Below are 23254 nucleotides of genomic sequence, written 5' to 3'. Positions count from 1 at the left end.
GAGATAGTATGCCGTAGTAATAATATAAATATTGCTAGCATGTTACATTTCTGGGCTAGTGGTTATTCAAGGATAGAATAATGACGAACACAAAAATCTCGTTACGGTTTACCGTTGGAGGGATGTTTTTGCTTGCAACGGTACTGACGGCGATTGTTGCGGTTTCACTTCAATATTACTTCAGTAAAAAAATGGCGACGGAGCATACCTTGTCGAAGTTGACCATGGTATCTCAGGACTTAAGCGACTATATCGGTAACGTCGATTCCGACGCGATAAATACTGCTCGTTTACTCTCTTCAGTGCATCGTTCTATTAGCCATCAAATCTCTCGAGAAGAGTCGCGTGGAATCCTCTCTGAAGCGATAAAAGATAATCCGCTGTTTTACAGTATCTATATAGGTTCTTCTAACGAACGTTTCTTCCAAATTATTAATCTGGAATCTTCTCCGTTTGTTAGAGATAAAATCGGTGCTGATCGCTCAGATCGCTGGGTTGTGATTGAGATCAGTGACAAAGAAGCCGGCCGTATCCGCACGACTAAATACTATGACCTTGAGTTTAACCTCAGAGAGTCAAAGACAGAACCGAGCAATTACTTTCCGACGACAAGGCCTTGGTACGTATCCGCAAATACAGAGACGGTTGAAAAAACGCAGCCTTACCTTTTCCAACATCTCCAGATCACCGGACAAACCTATTCTTTAGCCTTCGAATCAAAAGCTGCTGGTGATACACAACATGTGATAGGCATAGATATTGTCTTGTCATCTCTGGCAAGTAAGTTATCTGCGAGCGCGTTGGACCTTGATGAAGACAGTCAGGTTGAATCTTTCTTATATTCCAAATCCGGCAACATTATTGCGTCTAACCGCGATATTGAAACGACACAAGTACTTCCTCAGGCTAGTGAAATCAATTGGTCTTCTGAGCAACAAGCCATCATAGAAAAAACACCGCCTTTGTTGTTCTCTAATCAAAATGATTGGGGGCCGATGGATTTCTCTGTATCTGGGGAACCACACGGCTACGCGATTGATCTCTTAAAAATGATCAGTGAGATGAGCGGGGTTAGGTTTGAATTTGTGAATGGTTTTTCGTGGGCGGAGTTAACCGGCAAGTTTCATGAAGGAAGCATTGATGGCCTACATTCGATTCAGAACTACGAAAGCAATGGTGTTAAAGGTTTATACACTGACGCTATCTATGAACTGCCTTTCTCTGTTGTCACTCGAGGTGACGTTCAAACCCTATCAAATTACGCTGATCTTGAAGGTGAAAAAGTTGCGATTCTATCAGGGTGGTCGATTACCCCTCAGTTGAGAACAGACTTCCCAAATATCGATCTTGTTGAGTTTTCCGACATGGAATCGGCATTGGATGCCGTTGAGAATGGCGAATATTTCGCTGTACTGGACGCTAAGCCCGTACTGTCGTTTTCTTTGGATAAGTTTTTCCATGCAAACCTCAAAGTTAATGATGCGCTCTCGGACTTGAAAGCGAGCTATCCAAATCAGTTCCACATTGTGCTACAGAATAAACATCAACAGCTGTTACCAATCATCAACCAAGCCATAAATGCATTAACGGATGAACAGAAAGCCGCACTATCGCAAAAGTGGTTTCAACATCCGGCTCTAAATACAGGCACAACTATTCCTTATACGGAGCTTTATGATAGAACTGCGACAGCGACCACCGAAGGCGAAATGGTTAAGATTGTGCTCAATGGTGAAGCTAAGCGTTTATATCTGAAAAAGATTGAGACGGGCGAGCAGTACTCTGAATATTTTGCAGTAGCGATACCAGAAGCGGAAATTTACAGTGCGGTGAACAAGCGAGTGGCGACCTCTATTGGCGTGACCGTGCTTTTGATGAGCCTAACCTTACCTGTAGCTTGGATCTTTGGTGCGCCTATTGTCCGTCCTATTCGTCAATTAAAAGCAGAGACGAGTAAGATTAAACTGCGTGATTATGACAGCGTGACCGTGCTGGATACTCGAATTAAGGAAATATGGGAGTTGTCGGTTGCAGTCAAGGAGATGTCGACAGAACTCAAGCAACATGAGCAAACTCAAGAGGCGTTTGTTGAGTCGTTTATCAAGCTTATCGCTCAAGCGATCGATGATAAATCCGCTTATACGGCAGGGCATTGTAATCGTGTGCCAGAACTGGGTTTGATGCTGGCTGACGCGGCTGAACAATCACAATCTGAGCACTTCAAAGACTTTAAGTTTGAGAATGATGATGAGCGCCGTGAGTTTAGAATTGCAGCTTGGCTTCATGATTGTGGCAAGATCACGACACCTGAGCACATCGTCGATAAAGGTTCGAAGCTAGAAGCGAACTACAACCGAATTCACGAGGTGAGGACGCGATTTGAAGTACTTTGGCGTGATGCTGAAATTACAGCGTTGAGAAAACAACTTGAAGGAAAGCTACCCACGCAGCAGATAACCGATGATCTCGCAGCGACGAAGCAACAACTACAAGATGACTTTGAGTTTATCGCGACATCGAACGTGGGTGGTGAATTCATGAGTGATGATAAGGTCGAACGTATTCGTTCTATTGCTGAAACGACTTGGACGCGTAATTTCGACGATCAACTCGGCCTATCGCCAATTGAAGCGATGAATAGGGCATCGAGTTCAAGCTTGCCTGCGACAGAGCCGCTTCTGAGTGATAAGCCGGAGCATATAGTGAAAAGAGATAGACCATTAGAATTTGACCCAAAATATCAGATTAAAATGGACGTTCCTGAGCACTTATACAATCTAGGGGAAGTTTATAACCTGAGTATTGCACGAGGCACATTGACCGCTGAAGACAGGTTCAAGATAAATGAGCACATGCTTGGCACCATCAAGATGCTTGAAAACCTACCATTCCCGAAAGAGTTAAGCCGCGTGCCTCGCTATGCGTCAACTCACCACGAAACCCTTAAAGGTACAGGCTATCCAAGGAAGTTGACTGGTGACGACCTTTCAATCCCAGAACGCATTCTGGTGATATCAGATATCTTTGAGGCGTTAACCGCTGCCGATCGACCTTACAAGAAAGCGAAGCCAATTAGTGTCGCTGTCGACATCATGCACAAAATGGCGCTGGATGAGCATATTGATATTGAACTGTTTAGATTGTTCTTGACCAGTGGTACGCATGTTCGTTATGCCGAAGAGTATCTCAAACCGGAACAGATTGATTTTGTCGACATCAATAAATACCTCGAGGTCACTCGTCAGGTTGCTTGACCAAAGGTTGGCTGGTTAGAACGAGTTCGATGAATGAAAGGCGCACATCAGTGCGCCTTTTTTATACCTGTGGTTTGGAGTTAAACGGAGATGAGGGATGCTGATACCTATATTCTAGTTGAGATCATTGATGGATCTGCGTTTGGTAAGTTGAGTCTAAGGTTGTCGACACATTGTTTTCGAGTAATTTAGTGTAGGCAAGGGTTTGGTATGCTCTTTCATGGATTAATTTGTTTAATAACATGTATTTATTGTCTTTCATTGCTTCGTTTTACTACTTCTCTACCGATTAATAAAAATACTACCTTAGTCTAAATTGTCGACAATTTACTTGATTGTCGACAATTTAATCGTGTATTTTATGTTCATGTTATGGAATTGTTGACAATTAAGGTTCAACAATCAGAAGTGAGCAGCGTGAATATGAATACTGCGATAAAAGATCTCACCTTAAGTGCAAACACGAAAACTCGTGTGGGCGATAAAGAAAACACCAAGTCTGAAAGCCTAACTGAATACTTAGTCGAGGCGATTGTTAACGGTGAATTACCTCCGGGCAGTAAGATCTCGGAACCTGAGCTAGCTAAACGCTTCGAGGTAAGTCGAGGGCCATTACGTGAAGCGATAATGAGGGTTGAAGGGCTAGGGCTTATTGAACGCATTCCTCATGTTGGCGCGCGAGTTATTACCTTTTCGGCTGACAAATTATTTGAGCTTTACGCGGTGCGAGAGGCATTAGAAGGCATGGCGGCTCGATTAGCGGCGAGACACATCACGCAAGAAGAGTTGATTGGGCTTGAAGGGTTATTGTCGACACATTCGAAGCACATCGATGAAGTCGAAGGTTCTTCCTACTTCCACCAACATGGGGATTTCGATTTCCATTATCGAATCATTAAAGCCAGCCGCAATAGCAAACTCATTTCTCTGCTGTGTGATGAGCTTTATCACTTATTACGCATGTATCGCTACCAATCGCCTAGAGCACAGTCTCGACCAAAAGAGGCGCTTGATGAACACAAATACATCCTACAAGCGATTCGTAACCGTGATGAAGAGCTAGCAGAAATGCTAATGCGAAGACACATCTCGGGCAGTCGGCTGCTTATAGAGCAACAAATTCAATCCAAAGATCTTGATTAAAAGGCGACTGATATTGGCCTGCGGATCTGCGTTGGCGAAAGCTAAACATCAGTAGTTATAAAAGTTAGATAAAAACAAACAATTAACAGGGAGCGTCATTATGAAGTTATCAGCAGGAGCAAAGTTCCGACAAGCTGTGCAAGACAACGATCCACTACAGATCGTCGGCACGGTGAATCCGTACTGCGCGATGATGGCAAAGAACTTGGGTCATCAGGCCATTTATTTGTCTGGTGGAGGCATCGCCAATGCGTCTTATGGTTTGCCTGATTTAGGCATCACCACACTAAACGATGTGTTGGTGGATGTTGAACGTATTACCAATGCGTGTGATTTGCCCTTGCTGGTGGATATCGACACGGGTTTCGGTGGCGCGTTCAATATCGCACGTACGATTCGCGCGATGGAAAAGGCGGGAGCAGCGGCAATTCACATGGAAGATCAGGTGGCTCAGAAACGCTGTGGTCACCGTCCAAATAAAGCAATTGTTAGTCAGCAAGAGATGGTCGATAGAGTGAAAGCGGCAACCGATGCCAGAACTGACGAAAGCTTTGTAATTATGGCTCGTACGGATGCATTGGCGGTTGAAGGAATAGACAGTGCGATTGAGCGAGCTATTGCGTGTGTTGAAGCGGGTGCGGACATGATCTTCCCTGAAGCGATGAATCAGCTCGACCAATACGTGAAGTTCTCGGCGGCGCTGAAATCAGCAACGGGTAAGCATGTGCCTATCTTGGCCAACATCACCGAGTTTGGGCAAACGCCACTTTACAACTGTAACGAACTAGCCCAATCAAGTGTCGACATGGTGCTTTATCCATTGAGTGCATTCCGTGCGATGAACAAAGCCGCGGAAAATGTATACAAACACTTGTTAGTTGAAGGCAATCAGGAAGCTCTGTTGGATTCAATGCAAACCCGTAAAGAGCTGTACGAACACCTGAATTACCACGATTACGAGAACAAGCTTGATCAGTTGTTTTCGAGTGAAGAATAAATCTCAGTTCAATTAATAAAAATCAACTTAATCCAATAACGTGAAATGGTTAGTCGCCATATCCAGTTCCGATTTTTAAAAGCGTCGGACATATAAATAGTCAGCACCAAAGAGTGCAGGCGGCTAACAAAGAAAAGGAGTTCAACATGTCTGTATCTTTGAGTGATAAAGCAACTGTCGACAATGCGTCAAAGGCGAACAATAACGTAGACAAGAATGAAAGCGCGAAACCAACCGGTACACCTGCGATTGGTGGTGCAGGGCTACGTGGCCAAAGTGCTGGAACCACCGCGCTATGTACCGTAGGCCAGTCAGGAACGGGTTTAACTTATCGTGGCTATGATATTACTGACCTTGCCAATCACGCTCAGTTTGAAGAAGTGGCTCACCTGTTACTAAGAGGTCACTTACCCACTGAAAAAGAGCTCGATGAATACAAAGCCTTGTTAGTTGGCCTGCGTGGTTTACCTCAGCCATTGAAAGCGGCCTTAGAACTGATCCCTGCTGATGCTCATCCTATGGATGTGATGAGAACGGGGTGTTCAATGCTAGGTAATTTAGAGCAAGAATCTGACTTTTCTGAACAACTGTCTGCGACCGAACGCATGCTTGCGCTTTTCCCTGCCATTATTTGTTATTGGTACCGCTTTAGCCATGATGGTGTGCGAATTGATACTGAAGATCAAAGTGAAGAGTGTTTAGGTGGCTACTTCTTGAAGATGCTTACAGACAAGGCGCCAAGTGAACTCCATAAGAAGGTGATGCACTGTTCGCTCACCCTTTACGCGGAACATGAGTTTAACGCTTCAACCTTTGCTGCTCGTGTTTGTGCTTCAACCTTGTCGGATATTCATTCGTGCGTTACAGCGGCGATCGGAACATTGAGAGGTCCTTTGCATGGCGGTGCAAATGAAGCCGCGATGGAAATGATCCAAGATTGGAAAACTGCCGATGAAGCTGAAGCGAACATCATGAAGATGCTTGCTAATAAAGACAAAATCATGGGCTTCGGTCATGCCATTTATCGTGAAAGCGACCCACGAAACGCCTTAATCAAACGCTGGTCAAAAGAGCTTGCCCAAGAGGTGGGTGATGAACAGCTTTATGCCGTGTCTGAGCGCGTTGAAGCCGTTATGAAGCGAGAGAAAGGCTTGTTTTGTAACGCTGACTTCTTCCATGCATCGGCTTATCACTTCATGGATATCCCAACCAAACTGTTCACGCCAATTTTTGTGATGAGCCGCCTCACAGGTTGGACGGCGCACGTGTTCGAACAAAGAGAAAACAATCGCATCATTCGTCCAAGCGCAGACTACACAGGCCCAGAGCATCAAGACTGGCTACCTATTCATCTACGTTAGCCCTCTATAACGAGCCGACTTATGTCTTGAGGTGACTTCCGTCTTCATATGACAAGGCCTCAAGAAACAACGAATAGAATCTAACAGATAATGGTGGATGTATGTCTGATGTGAAAATTGAACGGACCCAGAACCTTGAACTAAATCAGTACCGTAAGCCTTTACCCGGTACTCATTTAGAGTATTTCGACGCTTGCGAAGCGATAGAATCGATATCTCCGGGCAGCTATAAAACCTTGCCGTATACGTCGCGAGTATTGGCGGAACAATTGGTAAGACGCTGTGCCCCTGAAACGCTTGAAGATAGCTTAAAACAGATAATTGAACGCAAGAGTGACTTAGATTTTCCTTGGTACCCTGCGCGAGTGGTGTGTCATGACATTCTTGGTCAAACAGCCTTGGTTGATTTGGCTGGATTACGAGACGCGATTGCCGACCAAGGCGGAGACCCTGCCAAGGTAAACCCAGTAGTCGAAACTCAATTGATTGTTGATCACTCTCTGGCAGTGGAACACGCAGGCTTTGATAGCGAAGCGTTTGACAAAAACCGCGCCATTGAAGAGCGTCGAAACGAAGACCGTTTTCACTTTATTGAATGGTGTAAAACCGCGTTTAAAAACGTGAGTGTGATTCCTGCGGGTAATGGAATTATGCACCAGATTAACTTGGAGAAAATGTCTCCGGTGATTCAATCCAAAGAGGGTATCGCGTTTCCCGATACCTGTGTCGGCACCGACAGTCATACTCCTCATGTTGATGCTCTGGGTGTTATTGCAATAGGTGTAGGTGGTTTGGAAGCTGAGACTGTGATGCTCGGTCGTCCGTCTATGATGCGTTTACCTGATATTGTGGGCGTTAAACTTACCGGTCAGAGACAAGAAGGGATAACCGCAACGGATATCGTGCTCGCAATTACTGAGTTTCTTCGCAATGAAAGGGTTGTCTCAAGTTACTTGGAATTCTTTGGCGAAGGCGCACGTGCACTGACCATTGGCGACCGCGCAACCATATCTAACATGACACCAGAATATGGCGCGACTGCGGGTATGTTCTATATCGATGAACAGACCATTCAATATCTCAAGCTTACAGGGCGAGAGCCTGAACAGGTTGAATTGGTAGAGCGTTACGCCAAGCAAACTGGGCTTTGGGCTGATGACTTAGAGTCTGCCCAATACGAACGTGTGCTGGAGTTTGATTTGTCTAAAGTTGAACGCAACCTTGCAGGGCCATCCAATCCTCATCGCCGTTTACCAACCAGCGAACTTGCCAAGCAAGGGATCAGTCAAGCTTCTTGGAAAGAGCAACACGCTGAACAATATTCCGACGACCAAATGCCAGATGGCGCCGTGATCATTGCTGCGATTACCTCTTGTACTAATACCAGTAACCCAAGAAATGTCGTCGCCGCTGCTTTGGTCGCTAAGAAAGCCAATCAGCTTGGATTAGTTCGAAAGCCGTGGGTGAAAACGTCATTCGCTCCAGGCTCAAAAGTTGCCAAGTTATATCTTGAGTCTGCAGGTTTGCTTCCTGAACTTGAACAATTAGGCTTCGGTATCGTCGGCTATGCGTGCACTACCTGTAACGGAATGAGTGGGGCGTTGGATCCTAAAATCCAACAAGAGATCATCGACCGCGACCTGTATTCAACCGCTGTGTTATCTGGGAATCGAAACTTCGATGGTCGAATCCATCCCTATGCTAAACAAGCGTTTTTAGCGTCACCGCCATTGGTGGTTGCTTATGCTTTAGCGGGTACGATTCGCTTTGATATCGAAAAAGACAGCCTAGGTACAGACAATAACGGCCAACCAATCTATTTAAGTGATTTGTGGCCAAGTGATGCAGAAATTGATGCGGTTGTCGGTGAGCATGTTAAGCCTCAGCAATTCCAACAAATCTACGTAAAAATGTTCCAGCCAGACGAAGAGCTGGTGACTTCTGAACCGCTTTATGACTGGCGACCTCAAAGTACCTATATACGCAGACCACCTTATTGGGAAGGGGCTCTTGCGGGAGAGCGAAGCCTTTCAGGGATGAGACCTTTAGCAGTTCTGGGTGACAACATCACCACCGATCACTTATCGCCATCAAATGCGATTCTCGCTTCGAGTGCAGCAGGTGAGTACTTGGCGAAAATGGAAGTGCCGGAAGAGGACTTTAACTCTTACGCGACCCATCGAGGTGATCACTTAACCGCGCAACGAGCAACATTCGCCAACCCTAAGCTGTTTAACGAAATGGTGAAGGACGCTGGAGAAGTCGTGCAAGGTTCACTAGCAAGAGTTGAACCCGAAGGTCAAGTTACGCGAATGTGGGAAGCGATAGAAACCTACATGAACCGTAAACAGCCTTTGATTGTCGTGGCGGGTGCGGATTATGGACAAGGTTCATCACGTGACTGGGCAGCCAAAGGGGTGCGCTTAGCAGGTGTTGAAGTAATTGTGGCAGAAGGGTTTGAACGAATCCACAGAACCAACTTAGTCGGTATGGGCGTGTTGCCTCTGCAATTCAAAGCGGGAACGGATCGAAATACTTTAGAGTTAGACGGCACCGAGCTTTACGACGTTTACGGTGACATCCAAGCAGGTTCTGATTTGGCTTTAGTGATCACTCGTAAAAACGGTGAAAAGCTTGATGTGCCAGTAACCTGCAGACTAGATACCGCAGACGAAGTGAACGTGTATAGCGCTGGTGGCGTGTTGCAACGTTTCGCCAAAGACTTTCTCGCCCAGTAGGAGCTTGTAATGAACACTAAACAGATAAAAGTGCCTGCAACCTATATGCGGGGAGGAACGAGTAAAGGTGTCTTCTTCAAGTTGAATGACTTGCCTGATTCAGCACAAGTTGCTGGAGAAGCGAGAGATGCATTACTTCTGCGTGTGATTGGCAGCCCAGATCCTTATGGTAAACAAACCGACGGTATGGGAGGCGCAACATCCAGTACCAGTAAAACCGTGATTGTTTCGAAGAGCAATAGAGCCGATCACGATGTTGATTACCTCTTTGGGCAAGTTGCGATAGACAAGCCGTTTGTCGATTGGAGTGGTAACTGCGGAAACCTATCAGCAGCGGTTGGTCCATTTGCTATTCATAGTGGCTTAGTCGATTCAAACCGTATTCCAGAAAATGGTGTGGTCGAGGTCCGAGTATGGCAAGTGAATATAGAAAAAACCATCATTGTTCACGTGCCTATCGTTAATGGTGAAGTTCAAGAGTTGGGAGATTTTGAACTCGATGGTGTCACTTTTCCCGCCGCTGAGATCCAAGTTGATTTCCTAGACCCAGCAGACGCGAGTGGTTCTATGTTTCCAACAGGGAATGTTGTCGATTTCTTAGATGTTCCTGAGCTGGGCTGTATTAAAGCGACGTACATTAACGCCGGTATACCGACTATTTTTGTTGTTGCTGAATCTGTGGGCTATCAAGGTACTGAACTTCAATCGGATATCAACAGCGATGCAAAAGCCTTGGCACTGTTTGAATCCATCCGAGCACATGGCGCAGTTGCAATGGGGCTTATCGATTCCTTAGAAGAAGCGGAATTACGCCAACACACACCTAAAGTTGCGTTTGTTGCTAAGCCCCAAGCGTATCAAGCTTCAAGTGGTAAATCGGTTTCAGCTGACGATACCGATCTTCTGGTGCGAGCTTTGTCTATGGGGCAGCTGCATCACGCCATGATGGGCACAGCTGCAGTCGCCATTGCTTCAGCAGCGAGTGTTCCGGGTACGTTAGTAAACTTAGCAGCCGGTGAGGGTTCCCGTGATTTTGTGACTTTTGGTCATCCATCAGGAACCTTAAAGGTGGGTGCTAAAGCTCTGCAGACGGAAAGCGGTTGGAAAATAGAAAGGGCGATAATGAGTCGTAGTGCCCGAGTGATCATGGAAGGTGCCATCCGTGTGCCTTTTCCTAAGTAAAGCGATTGTCGTGAACGGTTAGATGCTCACGAACACAACGCTGAGAAAAGAGTGCACCCAAGTGAACGGCCAAAAGCTAGGCGCTTGGACAAATGGATAAATCATGGAGGAGGCACTATGTCTGCTACGAATCGAATGACTAGAAAAACAGATTACATCACCGAGTATCAATGGGCGAGGGAAGACCCAAATTCGTTCTGGGAAACACAATCACAAGCGATAGATTGGTTTGAACCACCAAAAACAATTTTACAAACGGACGATAATGGCATTGAACGATGGTTTCCTGATGGGGTAATGAATACCTGCTGGTTAGCGTTGGATTATCATTGTGAACATGACCGTGGTGATAGGGTCGCGCTGATTTACGACTCGCCCGTTACAAGCATCAAGTCGTCTTACACTTACAATGAGCTACGCGAACAAGTGGCTAAGACCGCTGGTATGTTGGCAGAACAGGGCGTAACCAAAGGCGATCGTGTGGTTATCTACATGCCAATGATTCCTGAAGCAACCATGGCAATGTTAGCCTGTGCTCGGTTAGGTGCGGTGCACTCTGTGGTGTTCGGCGGATTTGCGCCCCACGAGCTTGCAGTACGAATTGAAGATGCTGAACCCAAAGTCTTGATTACCGCCTCATGTGGTATCGAAATCAACAAAGTTCTACCGTATAAACCGATGGTTGACCGCGCAATCATGGATAGCCGCTGGAAGCCTGAAAAAGTAGTAGTGTTCCAAAGAGAGCAATGCCTTGCAGAGTTAAACAACGAACGTGATTTGCATTGGCAACAAGGCGTTGCAGGCGCTGAGCCTCATGAGTGTGTGCCCGTTCTGGCGACAGACCCGTTATACATTTTGTATACCTCGGGTACGACAGGTAAACCCAAAGGTGTTGTCCGTGATAATGGCGGCCATGCAGTTGCCATGAAGTATTCGATGAGCACTATTTACGATATGCCACAAGACGGCGTGTTTTGGGCGGCCTCTGATGTCGGTTGGGTCGTTGGGCATTCCTATATTGTTTATGCGCCACTGATTCATGGCTGTACTACGATTCTGTTTGAAGGTAAGCCTGTCAGAACGCCAGATCCAGGGGCATTCTGGCGTGTGTGCGAAGAGTACAACGTCGATGTGTTGTTTTCCGCGCCAACAGCGTTTAGAGCAATCAAGAAAGAAGATCCTGAAGGCGAGTTGCTCACCAAGTATGACTTATCATCGCTCAAGTCGATTTTTATGGCGGGAGAGCGCTTAGACCCGCCAACATTGGATTGGGTTGAATCTCATACCAGCAAACCAGTTATTGACCACTGGTGGCAAACGGAGACGGGGTGGGCTATCTCTGCAAATCCTACAGGACTTGAGTCTTTGCCTGTGAAAGCGGGTTCTTCAACCAAACCTGTACCGGGTTATCAAGTTGAGATCCTCAATGAGTTGGGTGAAATCGCACAAACGAATCAACAAGGTTTTGTGGCACTCAAAAGACCGTTGCCACCAGGTTGTTTACCCACGGTATGGCGCAATCATGATCGGTTTGAATCCGGCTATTTGAGTCAGTTCCCGGGTTATTATGTTTCTGGTGACGGTGGTTATCTCGATGAAGATGGTTACCTATTTATCATGGGGCGTATTGATGATGTGATTAACGTTGCTGGGCATCGATTGTCTACTGGTGAAATGGAAGAGATCGTTGGTGGTCACCCAGCGATTGCCGAATGTGCTGTTGTGGGTATTCACGACGACTTGAAAGGACAACTGCCACTCGGTTTGGTCGTGCTAAAAGATGGCGTGAAAGTCGATGGCATTGAACTGCAAGCTGAGTTGGTGGGTAAGGTTCGTAACGAGATTGGGGCGGTTGCATGCTTTAAGCAAGCTTTGGTGGTTGAGAGACTGCCTAAGACGCGCTCCGGTAAGATCTTACGCAGAACCATCCGACAAATCGCAGAAGGTGAGCAATATGTGGTGCCTTCAACGATTGATGATCCAACAAGCTTAACGGAAATTGCCGAAAAGCTCGGCAAGTAAACGCTAGGTTGAACTTTGGCTTTGGTGTGGTGGTTTAGATTGAGCTTGTTCTGGATTATTGAAGCATAACTAGGCGTGATGCTTTATCTAAACTCGGCTTTATTCATCTCACCATTCATCGCATTTACTATGGCCTCATTATGAAATACCAATAATGAGGTCTTTTTATGCGAGCTTACTTTTTGTTGATTGCTTTACTTGTTAGTGGCGTTGCGAATGCCAGTATTTCAAAGGATGAAGCGAGTCGGACATTACTAGAGCCTTTGAGCTATCCCAAGATATTTAAATGCGTCTCCAAGACAGGTGTCGATTTGTACCAAGCCGTGTTTGATATTGGCGTAGGGTATGATGCTGATCCAATTAACTCCAAGATGATCGTCAATTCAAGAAAAGGCCGCTACGAGTATCAAATTTTGGGTGCGGTGAAGTCACAAAGAGCTGGCGAAATTGTGGTGCTGACTCGCCATCAAGGAGACGGTGTTCAAGTTGCCGCTATGATTGACGAGGCAAATGGCAAGATACTGGGTATAGGTGATAAAAACCATTATCGGGATTGCGGTGTAAGGCCACCTGTTAGCGCAGCCGATATGCAGAATTTTTGGTCCAAGGCTAAGTTGAACTAAAAAGCTATAGAGAGAAGAGTTATTGAGGCGACCTTATTGGTCGCTTTTTGTTTTTTCGCTGTTTCATTTTTGATGGGCAGAGTTCAATCAAGTGATATATGTCATCCTCTAATGATGTGTTGGTTGAATGATACATAGCTGAACATTATGTATCGTCTAAACTTGGCTTTATTTATCTCGCTAACGGTTCTATTTAAGATGGCTTCATTCCAAACGAAGAACTAAGCGAGACTCCTATGACATTCACTAAACCTTTCCTTTTAGCGACACTGATTGTGACTCTTTCTGGTTGTGCATCGCCTGCAACTGACAACGAAAATGAAAACGCAGCGCGTAACCGTGGTGCAATAGGCGGTGCTTTAATAGGAGCGACAGCGGGTGCGCTGACTGGAGACGCAAGCTTAGCTGTTAAGGGTGCTGCGTTAGGTGGCGTGACTGGGGGTGTTGCGGGTTCTATGAAAGATACGGATGACGCGCGAAATGCTCAGCGAACCCAAGTGACGGCAGACGGCTTAGCGCAAGATAATCGTACTGACGCTGAAAAGCGAGTTGCCGAAGTGGAAGCGGAAATTAAGCTTATTGAACTGGAACAACAGCTTGCTGAACTCAATGAAGAGAAAGAAGACAACGGCGCATAAAGCGAGAGCGTCGATACACGTTTCATCGGTTCAATCCAAATCAAAAAAAATGGTCACTCTATGTGGCCATTTTTGCATCTAAAACACGCAGTTCAAACAACGAATTAATTCAATAACTTGTATAGATACTCACTGCAAGTAAACTAGACTCAGTTTAATTATCAATTAGGTTTGAGAAGCGTACTTGTCATGAATGTCACCTTAAGGGCTGCAAAGCACACCGATCTAGAGCAACTGAATGAGTTGATGTTTGATCTTCACCACCATCATCATATTGCGTGTCCTGAACATTTTAAAACGGCGGAAGAGATAGAACAGGAAAAGAGTATTGCACGATACTTAGATGATCCTGAGTGCTTGGTGTATGTGGCATTAAAGGGCGAGCTGATTGTTGGCTTCATCTCGGGACATTTTTGTGAGCTTATTTCTACCGTGAGTAAACCGGTTCAGATGGGCAGTGTCGATGAGCTTTTTGTGTTGCCAGAATACCGAAAAGCGGATGTGGCTCAAATGTTGTTTAATCGCGTTGAATCTACTTTTGAAGACTATGGTGTCACCCAGGTTTTTGTCGAGGTTTGGGACTTTAATTCACCTGCCAAGGACTTCTATCAAAAAATGGGGTTCACACCTCACATTCAATGGATGAGAAAGGCTTTGAACAAAACATAGACAGCGATTTTGTGTGGGTTTGATTACAATAGGCTCGATGCATTAGCAGTCTTCTCTTTCTTCTCTTATTTTTAGGTAAATTCGTTGGTTATTCGATATCTATTAGCTTTTATTTTGTCTCTTTTGAGTGCTACTTCCGCTTGGGCTAACAACACCTTGCCTGATCATATCGCGGGCGCTTTGTGTGTAGTACGTGCTGATAACCAAATCGTGTTGGTTGATGAATTGATCACAGGTCATTTATCTTTGCCGGGTGGTACCGTTGTTTCTGGTGAACCGCCAGCGGTGGCTGCGCAACGTGAAACATGGGAAGAGGCGGGTTTGTCAGTCACGGTCGGTGATGTATTGGGTTATACCGACAGTGCCGTTGTGTATGATTGTATTTCTGATTCTGAAGTAATCAGCTACCAAGCTCGAAATGAGTTAGGTGGCTTTGAGCTACCAATTTGGTTCGCTCCTCATTATGGAGTGGAAGTGAGTCGCGCGATGTTATTGCCGCCAACCGAATTGGAAGCAAACCAATATCGTTACCCAGAGCAATGGTCTGAGATTAACGAATTCTTTTTATCCGCGACAAATCAGCCTGTGACTTACGTGACTGAGCTGGTGGGCGCAGCGCCTAAAGTTCATCAAGTAGAATTGAACGGGATTGTTTCACTTCAAAACACGTTCGACAACCTGCCGAATGTTTTTGCTAATACGGTACTTTTGACAGACTTATTAGCAAAGCCGTGGATCTTTATCGTGATCTTGCCGCTAGTCGCTTGGCATTTTGGCCGTAATTTCGCATTGAAATTTGGTTTCACGCTAATATCAGTGACTCTGCTGACTTTAATTGCTCATCAAGGGTTTGGGTTTCCACGTCCGCATGCCTACCTTCCAACATTGAAATTGGTAATGAGTAGCGGGTATAGCTTTCCAAGTCTGTTAGCCGCCTTGTGGGTTAGCTTAACTTTGTTAGTTCTTTGGAAGCTAAAGCGTTTGTTTGATCAAAAATCGCTCGCGCTGGTGGTCTTTGGTCTGCTTTGGATCATGCTGTTTAAGTCATACTCTGGCAGTGCATTCTTTAGTGACGTACTGATGGGCGGCGTTATGGGCGCATTAGCGACGTGGCATATCGTGAGATTAGACGCGAAACCTGATGTTGATATTAGTGTATTACTAAGTTCTAAAGCTGTGTGGTGGGGCTTATGCTTGATGTCGGTTGTGCTGACTGTTATCTGGCCACTACCGACATTCACTTTTTGGTTGGCGATTTTGATGACGATTGCATGTTTAGTGACGTTAACGGACTCAAAACCTTTGGTGGGTCAGTTCTCATTTAAGATCGTAGTTGGGGTTATTGTGATGTTACTTGTTGGCAATTTGTTGATCAGTTGGGCAGGCAGCTTTGTCTCATTTAGTGGTATCGCTTCCTTTATTGTTGAGACCTTACGTTTTCCAATCTTGATTTTGTTCGGTGTCGTGGCATTTCGTCTGCCTTGGGCTAGACAATAATAAGTGGAACGACTCATGTAAAAAGAAGGCTGTGCAATGCACAGCCTTCTTTATATCAATGTATTTTAGGATGAGACAGATAAAGCAAAGGGCTCTATCTAGTGCTTACGAGTTGAAGATAAACTTTTCAATCGCGACAGCTACACCGTGCTCGTCATTGCTTGCTGTAATGTAATCAGCAAGCTTCTTGGTTTCTTCCATCGCGTTTTCCATCGCAATACCCATGCCCGCGTATTCAAGCATATGGTGATCGTTTTCAGCATCGCCCATGCAGATCACTTCTTCCGCAGTAATCCCCAAATGTTTAGCAATAGCCTCAATACCCACACCCTTGTTTGAATTTGGGTTTAAGAACTCTAAGAAGAATGGTGCACTTTGCACGATAGTAAACTGAGTCTTAAGCTCTTGTGGCAACTTGCTGATGATTTCGGTGAGTTTGCTTGGCTCAGCAACAATCATAGTTTTGATGATTTCGTGGTCGTCTTCTAGTTGAGAAAAGTCGAACTCGGTAATCTCTAAGCCGTTAATACGCGCTTCAATAGCGGTGTACTCATTGTTTTCAGGCGTGATTAAGCCATGAATCTTGCTGAATGCATGAACATAACCACCAAGCTGTTCAGCTAGTGCTGCGATCTCTTTCGCGGCTTTACCATGGCTGATTTCGCTATGAATGAGTTCTTTTGTAGAGACGTTTTGAACCATAGAGCCGTTGTAGAAGAGCACAAAGTCATCTTCGCCGTTGATCGAAAGCTCGTCTAACTTACTCTGCATGCCTTCTAAAGGACGACCAGAAGCCAGAACCACTTTCACACCTGCAGCACGTGCTTTGGCAATCGCATCTTTGTTCTCTTGAGAAATCACTTTTTCACTGTTGAGCAGTGTGCCGTCCATATCAAGAGCAATCAGTTTGTACATGTTGTTCCTTACTAAAAAATAAAAGCTAACGAAATCTAATGGGCGAAAGGATAAGGGAACTTGAAAGTTCAGGCTAGGGCTTTGATCAACTCATTTATCAGTACTCATTTGTTTGACCAAAAGCGGCAAGTGCTTTAAGGTCTGCGGTTGATTAATTTCATCAAATGATTGAGCTGAGGGTAAGTTGTACAAGATTAATGAAATGTTTGAAACCATTCAGGGCGAGGGCGTATTTACCGGCGTTCCTGCTGTTTTTGTTCGTCTACAAATTTGCCCAGTAGGCTGTTCTTGGTGTGACACCAAACAGACGTGGGAAGCGTTACCTGAAGATGAAACTAGCCTTGGCGATATTATGGTTAAGACAGAGGATTCACCAACTTGGTCTGCGATTGATGCTCAAGGAATCGTGAATGAATACATCAAGCAAGGTTACACGGCTAAGCACATTGTGATTACCGGTGGTGAGCCGTGCATTTATGATCTTGTCCCTCTTACTGAAGCATTTGAGCAACACGGTTGTCGTTGTCAGATTGAGACCAGCGGAACATCAGAAGTCAAAGCAACAAGTGATACGTGGGTTACGGTGTCACCAAAAGTGGCAATGAAAGCGAAACTGGAAATCTTAGATAGTGCCTTACAACGCGCTAACGAGATTAAGCATCCAGTAGGAACCGGAAAAGACATCGATCAGCTAGATGGTTTATTAGAGCGAGCGGATGTTTCGGGTGAAACTGTTATCGCATTACAACCAATCAGCCAAAAAGATCGAGCGACGCAGCTTTGTATTGATACCTGCATTGAGCGCAATTGGCGCTTATCAATCCAAACTCACAAGTATTTGAGCATCGCGTAGGTTGCATTTGTTTACTGGCCTAGATAAGTCGCTAGTAGAAGATTTTCGTAAGGATTTAAGATGAAAAAAGCAGTTGTAGTATTCAGTGGTGGTCAAGACTCAACAACGTGTCTTGTTCAAGCATTAAAAGAGTATGATGAAGTTCATGCGATCACGTTTGATTATGGCCAGCGCCACAAATTAGAGATTGAAGTGGCTGAGTCATTATCAAAAGAGCTTGGTGTGAAAGCGCATAAAGTGATGGATGTGACGCTGTTGAATGAACTGGCGATCAGCTCTCTGACTCGTGACGATATTCCTGTATCACACGAGCTACAAGAGAATGGATTGCCAAACTCGTTCGTTCCTGGTCGTAATATTCTTTTCTTAACACTGGCCGGTATTTACGCGTACCAAATCGGAGCTGAAACTGTGATTACTGGTGTGTGTGAAACAGATTTCTCTGGCTATCCTGATTGTCGCAATGATTTTGTAAAAGCGATGAATTCTGCGCTTGTACAGGGCATGGACAAGAAGCTTGATATCAAAACCCCATTGATGTGGCTGAACAAAGCTGAAACATGGGCGATGGCCGACCAATATTCAGCACTTGAGCTTGTTCGCAATAAAACCCTGACTTGCTACAACGGCATCATCGGCGACGGTTGTGGTGATTGCCCTGCATGTGAACTAAGAAAAGTTGGCCTTAACGATTACCTAGGTGATCGCAAGGGTATTATGGCTGAGTTGGTTCGCAAGCAGGCTGAGAATAAATAACATCAGGTAAGTCAATCGGGTCGTTATAAGCATCGATGATGCAGTTTCGGCCATTACTCTTCGCTTGATAAAGTGCTTGGTCAAGAACCGAGTACAAGTCATCAAAGTCACTTAATGCGTTTGAGGTTGCTAGATAAGCAAAACTCGCGGTTACATTAAGTGGCTTTTTGCTTTCTGATAAGAAGACAGTGCTTGATATTGCGTAGTGCAACTCTTCAACACGCTCTCGTACTTCAGAAGGTTTAGTGTCGGTCAGCATGATAAGAAACTCTTCACCGCCTAAGCGGCCAAACAATTCATCACTCATTAAGTGCTTTCTAATTTGCTCACTGATATGGACCAGTGCTCGATCACCAGTAGGGTGGCCATATTCGTCATTTATCTTCTTGAACTTATCAAGGTCTAGCAAAACCAGAACGTGTTGTTTATACGCGCCTTTACAGCGTTTTACTCGTTTGATTCTTCGTATTATTTCGGTGCGGCCGTACGCTTTTGTCATTGCGTCAACAGCCGCTTTCGCACGAACCGTTTTGTTCACCAATATCGTAAAGCTCGCAGTACACAGCAATAAAATGATAAGGATGTTGTACATCAATCGCTGGTGTTCCATTTTCTCGATTTGAAAGCGGTCAATTCGTGTTTGATTGGCCAAGAACGAGCTTTCTAGTTGTTGCTCATACTTAGCGTGAGTCAGGTCTAGTGCTTCAAAGGCTAATCGATTATCGATGTCTCGTGCTTCCATCTGTATCGACGAGTATCGTTGGTAAAAATAAAACGCCTGTTGGTAATCGCTCAATGCTTGATGAATGTCAGAAAGTTGAAGAAGGGCTTGGGCAATGTACTTATGCCTTGTGACTTGCTCGGCCAACTCTAAAGCTTGCTGTGCATAATTGAGCGCTTCCTGCGTTAGTTTTCTTTCTTCGAACATGTCGCTGATCGCTAAGTACGCGTTGATGCGAATGACATCGTTGTTTAGTGCGTTGGAGTCGGATAGAGACTCGACTAAATAGTCTCTCGCCAAATCATAGTCGTTGGTTTGTGTGTAGGCTTTTCCTAAACCAAGGTTTGTCAGAGCGATACCGTAGTTATGGGATGAGGTACTCAACAGTACTTTGGCTTGCTTAAAGTGGGTAATCGCTAGGTCGCTTTGACCTTGACTAAGATATAAGTCAGCCAAGCTATGATGGACTTGAGCTTTCATCAAATCTGAAGAGTCGGCTCTTAGTTCGAGCGCTTCTTCTAGGTACTGCGCTGATTTATCGTATTGTTTTAGCTCTTTGAGCAAATTACCCACATCGTTATAGATCCCCGAAATATCATGCCCTTGTGGGAACACGTTTATCAGTGCGAGGTAGGTGCTTAACGCCGCTTGATAGTCGCTACGAAAATGGTGATTGTTGGCGATGACTCGATAAGTGCCAAACTTAGGCAACACTGGGTCTGCGATGTCGTGTAAGTCCGATTGAAGCGCGGAGCAATAATAGTTTGCTCGATGGTATTTTGCTTGTTCGTTGAGAGAACGACATAGCTGGTATTTTAATAGCGCTCTTCCAGTCAAATCACTGCGCGATTGCATTTTAGCCAGTAGGGTCAAAAAACCTTGTTGCGCTTCGTTATATTGGCCTTGGCCGTCTTTCATCAAAGCAAAAATAAACGCTTCTTCTATTACTTGGTATTCACTGTCGTTTGAAGTTGTCCCATAGAATGGCTGATCGCGGTGGCTCATGTATTGATACAGAAGGGACGCTAAGTAAAGCTTATCTCCGTATGCTGTTGAGCTCATATAACGTGTTTGCAGCATGTTTAATGCGCGCTCAGGAGAATGATTTAAAGTGGAGAGATAAAGTGCGTTCCAATCAGCATTTGGAGTCGCATTGACGTCTAAATTGGAGGCATAGATTGATGAATTGTGGTCACGATCTAACGTTGAGACTTGGCTGTAAGAATTAAAACTAATGAAAAGCAGAAAGGTAATAAAAACGGAGTGAATCACAAGAGACTATCAATCAGATAAAGAACGATATTCTATGATTAATTTGATCTTGGTTCAAATTTCGGGTGGTGTAAGTCGGAGTTTGTGCGAGGGAGGTCTCTAATTTATTTCGATTTATCAAAGGCATATCGGCCGTACGCATTCGCACGACCGATATTGGAAATTAGATGTATAATTTCGCTAGGTCAGAAGGCTCAAGTTCTTTGCCTTCTAGTGTTGCATTCCAGTTAGTACCAACAAGAACGCCGTCTTCAGCAAGAGTCAGTAACCAATCTTCTACAAAGATATCTAGTGGAATTTCTAATACTTCAAAGTCAGCCCACTCTTCAACGTTGTGAGTCTGAGCATCTTCTTTTGAAGACCAAAAAGGCATCACTTCGCTGCTTTCGAATTCACTTGAGTCACATGCTAGCCAACCTTCTTCATTGCGAAGGCCCCATACCAGTTTAGTTTCTTGTGTTTCAGAAACGAAAAGTTCTAGATTTGCTTGAGTATCAGCTGTTAGTTTGCTCATGGATTAATTCTCTATGTTGATAACGAGGCAAGATTAACATTATAGACGGCTTAGGTACATGCTATTCAAGGAATTATCACCATACTGAAACGTTAACTTAAGATAGCGATTCAGTATGGTGAAAGTAGTGTAGAAGCTACTTTTTTATTTTGGTGAAGATGTGCCACTCTTCTTTAATGTTACCTTTAAATCCTGCAACAGAAGCGACAACTTTCCGATGTAATGCGTGATTGATTTGGGTGTCATCACTACTAAAATCAGAATCACCGTGACCGACGATGTTCACTCTAGACGGTTGAATGCCATTGCTGATAAGCGCACGTCTTACGTGTGATGCACGGTCTTTTGATAGCTTTAAATTATGTTCGGCATTACCCACTTTACTGGCATAGCCTTGCAATTCAATTGTCGTGCCCTCGTAACGCTTTAAAAATGCTGCCATCTGGCGTATCTGACTAAGAAAGGCAGGGTTAATTTCCGTAGAGTTATTGGCGAAGAGTATGTGAAGCTCTTTTTTCTCTGATGACTCGAAATATGAACCACAACCGTCGTTATCTATCTCAGCGCCAATTTGAGTATCTGGACATAAATCTCGAGCGTTAATTACGCCGTCATTATCATCATCTTCGAGATCATAAATTTGCGTGATGTCTGGAAGAGCTCGATATTCAAATTCTTCATTGCTTGTTTCAGCTAAAACGTTGGCAGAGACAATCATGAGGCAAAGCGGAAATACAGTCTTAATCAGCTTCATTAATATTCTACCTTTTCATTCCATTCTTGAGGGGTTTCGACGCGTAACCCTGTTAACAGGTTTCCTGTTGCATTCATTACTCGGTATTTCGCGTATTGTTCATCGTATTTGGCATCCAGATAGCCCTTACGGGCCTCGAATAGTTCATTCTCGGTGTTAAGTAAATCGAGGAGAGTACGTTTACCGATGCGGTATTGTTTCTCATACGAGATTACCGTGTCTGATGCCGAGTCTACGTGGTCAGATAAGAACTCTTTTTGTTGAACGGTTAAATCCAGCGCGCTCCATGAAAGACGCAAGCTCTCTTCTACATTGCGGTAGGTGCTTTCACGGAGGTCTTTCGCTTTGTTTAGTTGATAAGCGGCACTTTCTGCGCGGTCTTGGTCTGAACCACCGTTGTAAAGGTTGTATCTTAAACGAACCATCGCAGAAAATTCGTCACTGCTGCCTGGAGTGCCACCGGCATCATCGCGCCAGGTTTGAGCTGCTTCAAAAGAAACAGTTGGGTAGTTGGTGCTCTTAGATTGTTTGTACTGAAATTTCGCTGAGTCTACATCGGCTTGTGCAATCTTTATCACAGGGTGTTGGTTAAACGCTTTTGCTAATGCTCCATCAACCGTGTAAGGGATAGCGCCCGAATCTGCTCGAGGGAAGGTTAACCCTAGTGGAGATTGACCAACAAGCCTTTTGAATTGTGTATGAGTGTCAAAAAGGTTGTTTTGCGCCGCAAGTAAATTACCGTGTGCTTTTGCTATACGAGCTTCTACCTGTGACATATCTGCTGTTGAACCAATACCTGATTCGACACGTTTACGAATGTCGCTGTATATCTCTTTATGCGTGGCTAGGTTGTTTTCAGAAAGAGAAAGTACTTCATAGGCCTTTACAGCGTCGAGGTAAACCTTGGTTACTTCTAACGCGATATCTTGCGCATTGGAAAGCAACTGATAGCGAACAGATTCGGCATCGGCTGCGGTACGATCAATATCATTCGAGGTGTTAGCTCCATCCCAGATAAGCTGAGTAAGGGTAATAGTGGCTTCTTTTCGAGTAAGGTCTGTTGTGTCTGAATTGGTCGCAAGGTCAGTATGCTCATAACCAATACCGCCATCTAAGTCTATACTTGGACGGTAAGCACCACCAGAAGCGTCATTAAGATAGCGCTTACTGACGTATTCATTATAAGCACTTTTAATTTCAGGGTTACTTTCTAAAGTAAACGCAACGGCTTGCTCTAAGGTCTGGGCTTTAGTCGGTAAACTCAGTGCTATAGCTAACCCTAATATTGTCTTTTGAAGCCTATTCAATGTGCATCTCCCTAAAGTTAGCTCGCATCTAAATCTTG

General features: G+C 44.8%; 18 protein-coding genes. 13 read left to right on the top strand and 5 right to left on the bottom strand.

Going from position 1 to position 23254, the window contains the following annotated elements; genetic code table 11:
* The first annotated feature begins 80 nt into the window (after positions 1–80).
* From QUF19_RS09335 to QUF19_RS09285, 11 genes are all read left to right on the top strand, one after another.
* Entirely contained in the window at positions 81–3254 is a 3174-nt protein-coding gene (locus QUF19_RS09335) for an HD domain-containing phosphohydrolase (protein WP_286291803.1), read from the top strand.
* A 423-nt stretch (positions 3255–3677) separates the two neighbouring features.
* Positions 3678–4397, top strand: a complete 720-nt coding sequence (locus tag QUF19_RS09330) for a GntR family transcriptional regulator (RefSeq protein WP_286298860.1) — start codon at positions 3678–3680, stop codon at positions 4395–4397.
* A 100-nt stretch (positions 4398–4497) separates the two neighbouring features.
* Positions 4498–5394, top strand: a complete 897-nt coding sequence (gene prpB / locus QUF19_RS09325) for a methylisocitrate lyase (RefSeq protein WP_017100223.1) — start codon at positions 4498–4500, stop codon at positions 5392–5394.
* 146 nt (positions 5395–5540) lie between these two features.
* Positions 5541–6755 (top strand): bifunctional 2-methylcitrate synthase/citrate synthase, encoded by a 1215-nt coding sequence (prpC, locus tag QUF19_RS09320; protein ID WP_286291795.1) that lies wholly within the window; start codon positions 5541–5543, stop codon positions 6753–6755.
* A 101-nt stretch (positions 6756–6856) separates the two neighbouring features.
* Positions 6857–9493 carry a Fe/S-dependent 2-methylisocitrate dehydratase AcnD gene (gene acnD, locus QUF19_RS09315; protein WP_286291794.1) on the top strand — a complete coding sequence of 879 codons (2637 nt, stop codon included), beginning with the start codon at positions 6857–6859 and terminating at the stop codon, positions 9491–9493.
* A gap of 9 nt (positions 9494–9502) precedes the next feature.
* Positions 9503–10675: a 2-methylaconitate cis-trans isomerase PrpF gene (prpF, locus tag QUF19_RS09310; RefSeq protein WP_286291793.1), complete on the top strand. Its 1173-nt coding sequence runs from the start codon at positions 9503–9505 to the stop codon at positions 10673–10675.
* 117 nt (positions 10676–10792) lie between these two features.
* Positions 10793–12697 (top strand): propionyl-CoA synthetase, encoded by a 1905-nt coding sequence (locus QUF19_RS09305; RefSeq protein WP_286291791.1) that lies wholly within the window; start codon positions 10793–10795, stop codon positions 12695–12697.
* Positions 12698–12864: 167 nt separating this feature from the next.
* The gene (locus QUF19_RS09300) at positions 12865–13320 is read left to right on the top strand and encodes a hypothetical protein (RefSeq protein WP_286291789.1); all 456 of its coding nucleotides are present in this window, start codon (positions 12865–12867) and stop codon (positions 13318–13320) included.
* 236 nt (positions 13321–13556) lie between these two features.
* Positions 13557–13958: a YMGG-like glycine zipper-containing protein gene (locus tag QUF19_RS09295; RefSeq protein WP_102436085.1), complete on the top strand. Its 402-nt coding sequence runs from the start codon at positions 13557–13559 to the stop codon at positions 13956–13958.
* 189 nt (positions 13959–14147) lie between these two features.
* Positions 14148–14627, top strand: coding sequence for a GNAT family N-acetyltransferase (locus QUF19_RS09290; protein ID WP_017106725.1), 480 nt, complete (start codon positions 14148–14150; stop codon positions 14625–14627).
* An 84-nt stretch (positions 14628–14711) separates the two neighbouring features.
* Positions 14712–16124: a bifunctional NUDIX hydrolase/phosphatase PAP2 family protein gene (locus QUF19_RS09285; protein WP_286291770.1), complete on the top strand. Its 1413-nt coding sequence runs from the start codon at positions 14712–14714 to the stop codon at positions 16122–16124.
* A gap of 105 nt (positions 16125–16229) precedes the next feature.
* Here the strand turns inward: QUF19_RS09285 and QUF19_RS09280 are convergent, their stop codons facing one another.
* A complete protein-coding gene (locus QUF19_RS09280) occupies positions 16230–17039 on the bottom strand; it encodes a Cof-type HAD-IIB family hydrolase (RefSeq protein ID WP_286291768.1) in 810 nt (269 codons plus the stop codon).
* Between the two features lie 184 nt (positions 17040–17223).
* On the opposite strand from QUF19_RS09280, the gene queE reads away from it, so the two are divergent.
* On the top strand, positions 17224–17892 hold the full coding sequence (queE, locus tag QUF19_RS09275; protein WP_353505913.1) for a 7-carboxy-7-deazaguanine synthase QueE: 669 nt from the start codon (positions 17224–17226) through the stop codon (positions 17890–17892).
* 60 nt (positions 17893–17952) lie between these two features.
* Positions 17953–18648: a 7-cyano-7-deazaguanine synthase QueC gene (queC, locus tag QUF19_RS09270; protein ID WP_102277915.1), complete on the top strand. Its 696-nt coding sequence runs from the start codon at positions 17953–17955 to the stop codon at positions 18646–18648.
* Here the strand turns inward: queC and QUF19_RS09265 are convergent.
* From QUF19_RS09265 to QUF19_RS09250, 4 genes are all read right to left on the bottom strand, one after another.
* A complete protein-coding gene (locus QUF19_RS09265; protein WP_286291758.1) occupies positions 18608–20641 on the bottom strand; it encodes a tetratricopeptide repeat-containing diguanylate cyclase in 2034 nt (677 codons plus the stop codon). The two genes, queC and QUF19_RS09265, sit on opposite strands and share 41 nt — an antisense overlap.
* A gap of 163 nt (positions 20642–20804) precedes the next feature.
* Complete coding sequence (locus QUF19_RS09260) at positions 20805–21155, bottom strand: DUF2750 domain-containing protein (protein WP_010438559.1); 351 nt, start codon at positions 21153–21155, stop codon at positions 20805–20807.
* Between the two features lie 136 nt (positions 21156–21291).
* Positions 21292–21909 carry an OmpA family protein gene (locus QUF19_RS09255; protein WP_286291707.1) on the bottom strand — a complete coding sequence of 206 codons (618 nt, stop codon included), beginning with the start codon at positions 21907–21909 and terminating at the stop codon, positions 21292–21294.
* Positions 21909–23216, bottom strand: coding sequence for a TolC family outer membrane protein (locus QUF19_RS09250; protein WP_434784906.1), 1308 nt, complete (start codon positions 23214–23216; stop codon positions 21909–21911). The genes QUF19_RS09255 and QUF19_RS09250 overlap by 1 nt, the downstream gene beginning before the upstream one ends.
* Positions 23217–23254: the final 38 nt, after the last annotated feature.

Origin of the sequence: Vibrio sp. FE10 (genome assembly GCF_030297155.1) — a bacterium.
In the GTDB taxonomy this organism is placed as follows: domain Bacteria; phylum Pseudomonadota; class Gammaproteobacteria; order Enterobacterales; family Vibrionaceae; genus Vibrio; species Vibrio apostichopi.
This window is presented reverse-complemented; position numbering and strand designations above follow the sequence as displayed.

What these genes read in the sequence shown, in the direction of transcription:
- QUF19_RS09335 (WP_286291803.1), top strand. Translation starts at nt 81, where the DNA reads ATGACGAACACAAAAATCTCGTTACGGTTTACCGTTGGAGGGATGTTT.
- QUF19_RS09330 (WP_286298860.1), top strand. Translation starts at nt 3,678, where the DNA reads ATGAATACTGCGATAAAAGATCTCACCTTAAGTGCAAACACGAAAACT.
- prpB (WP_017100223.1), top strand. Translation starts at nt 4,498, where the DNA reads ATGAAGTTATCAGCAGGAGCAAAGTTCCGACAAGCTGTGCAAGACAAC.
- prpC (WP_286291795.1), top strand. Translation starts at nt 5,541, where the DNA reads ATGTCTGTATCTTTGAGTGATAAAGCAACTGTCGACAATGCGTCAAAG.
- acnD (WP_286291794.1), top strand. Translation starts at nt 6,857, where the DNA reads ATGTCTGATGTGAAAATTGAACGGACCCAGAACCTTGAACTAAATCAG.
- prpF (WP_286291793.1), top strand. Translation starts at nt 9,503, where the DNA reads ATGAACACTAAACAGATAAAAGTGCCTGCAACCTATATGCGGGGAGGA.
- QUF19_RS09305 (WP_286291791.1), top strand. Translation starts at nt 10,793, where the DNA reads ATGTCTGCTACGAATCGAATGACTAGAAAAACAGATTACATCACCGAG.
- QUF19_RS09300 (WP_286291789.1), top strand. Translation starts at nt 12,865, where the DNA reads ATGCGAGCTTACTTTTTGTTGATTGCTTTACTTGTTAGTGGCGTTGCG.
- QUF19_RS09295 (WP_102436085.1), top strand. Translation starts at nt 13,557, where the DNA reads ATGACATTCACTAAACCTTTCCTTTTAGCGACACTGATTGTGACTCTT.
- QUF19_RS09290 (WP_017106725.1), top strand. Translation starts at nt 14,148, where the DNA reads ATGAATGTCACCTTAAGGGCTGCAAAGCACACCGATCTAGAGCAACTG.
- QUF19_RS09280 (WP_286291768.1), bottom strand. Translation starts at nt 17,039, where the DNA reads ATGTACAAACTGATTGCTCTTGATATGGACGGCACACTGCTCAACAGT.
- queC (WP_102277915.1), top strand. Translation starts at nt 17,953, where the DNA reads ATGAAAAAAGCAGTTGTAGTATTCAGTGGTGGTCAAGACTCAACAACG.
- QUF19_RS09260 (WP_010438559.1), bottom strand. Translation starts at nt 21,155, where the DNA reads ATGAGCAAACTAACAGCTGATACTCAAGCAAATCTAGAACTTTTCGTT.
- QUF19_RS09255 (WP_286291707.1), bottom strand. Translation starts at nt 21,909, where the DNA reads ATGAAGCTGATTAAGACTGTATTTCCGCTTTGCCTCATGATTGTCTCT.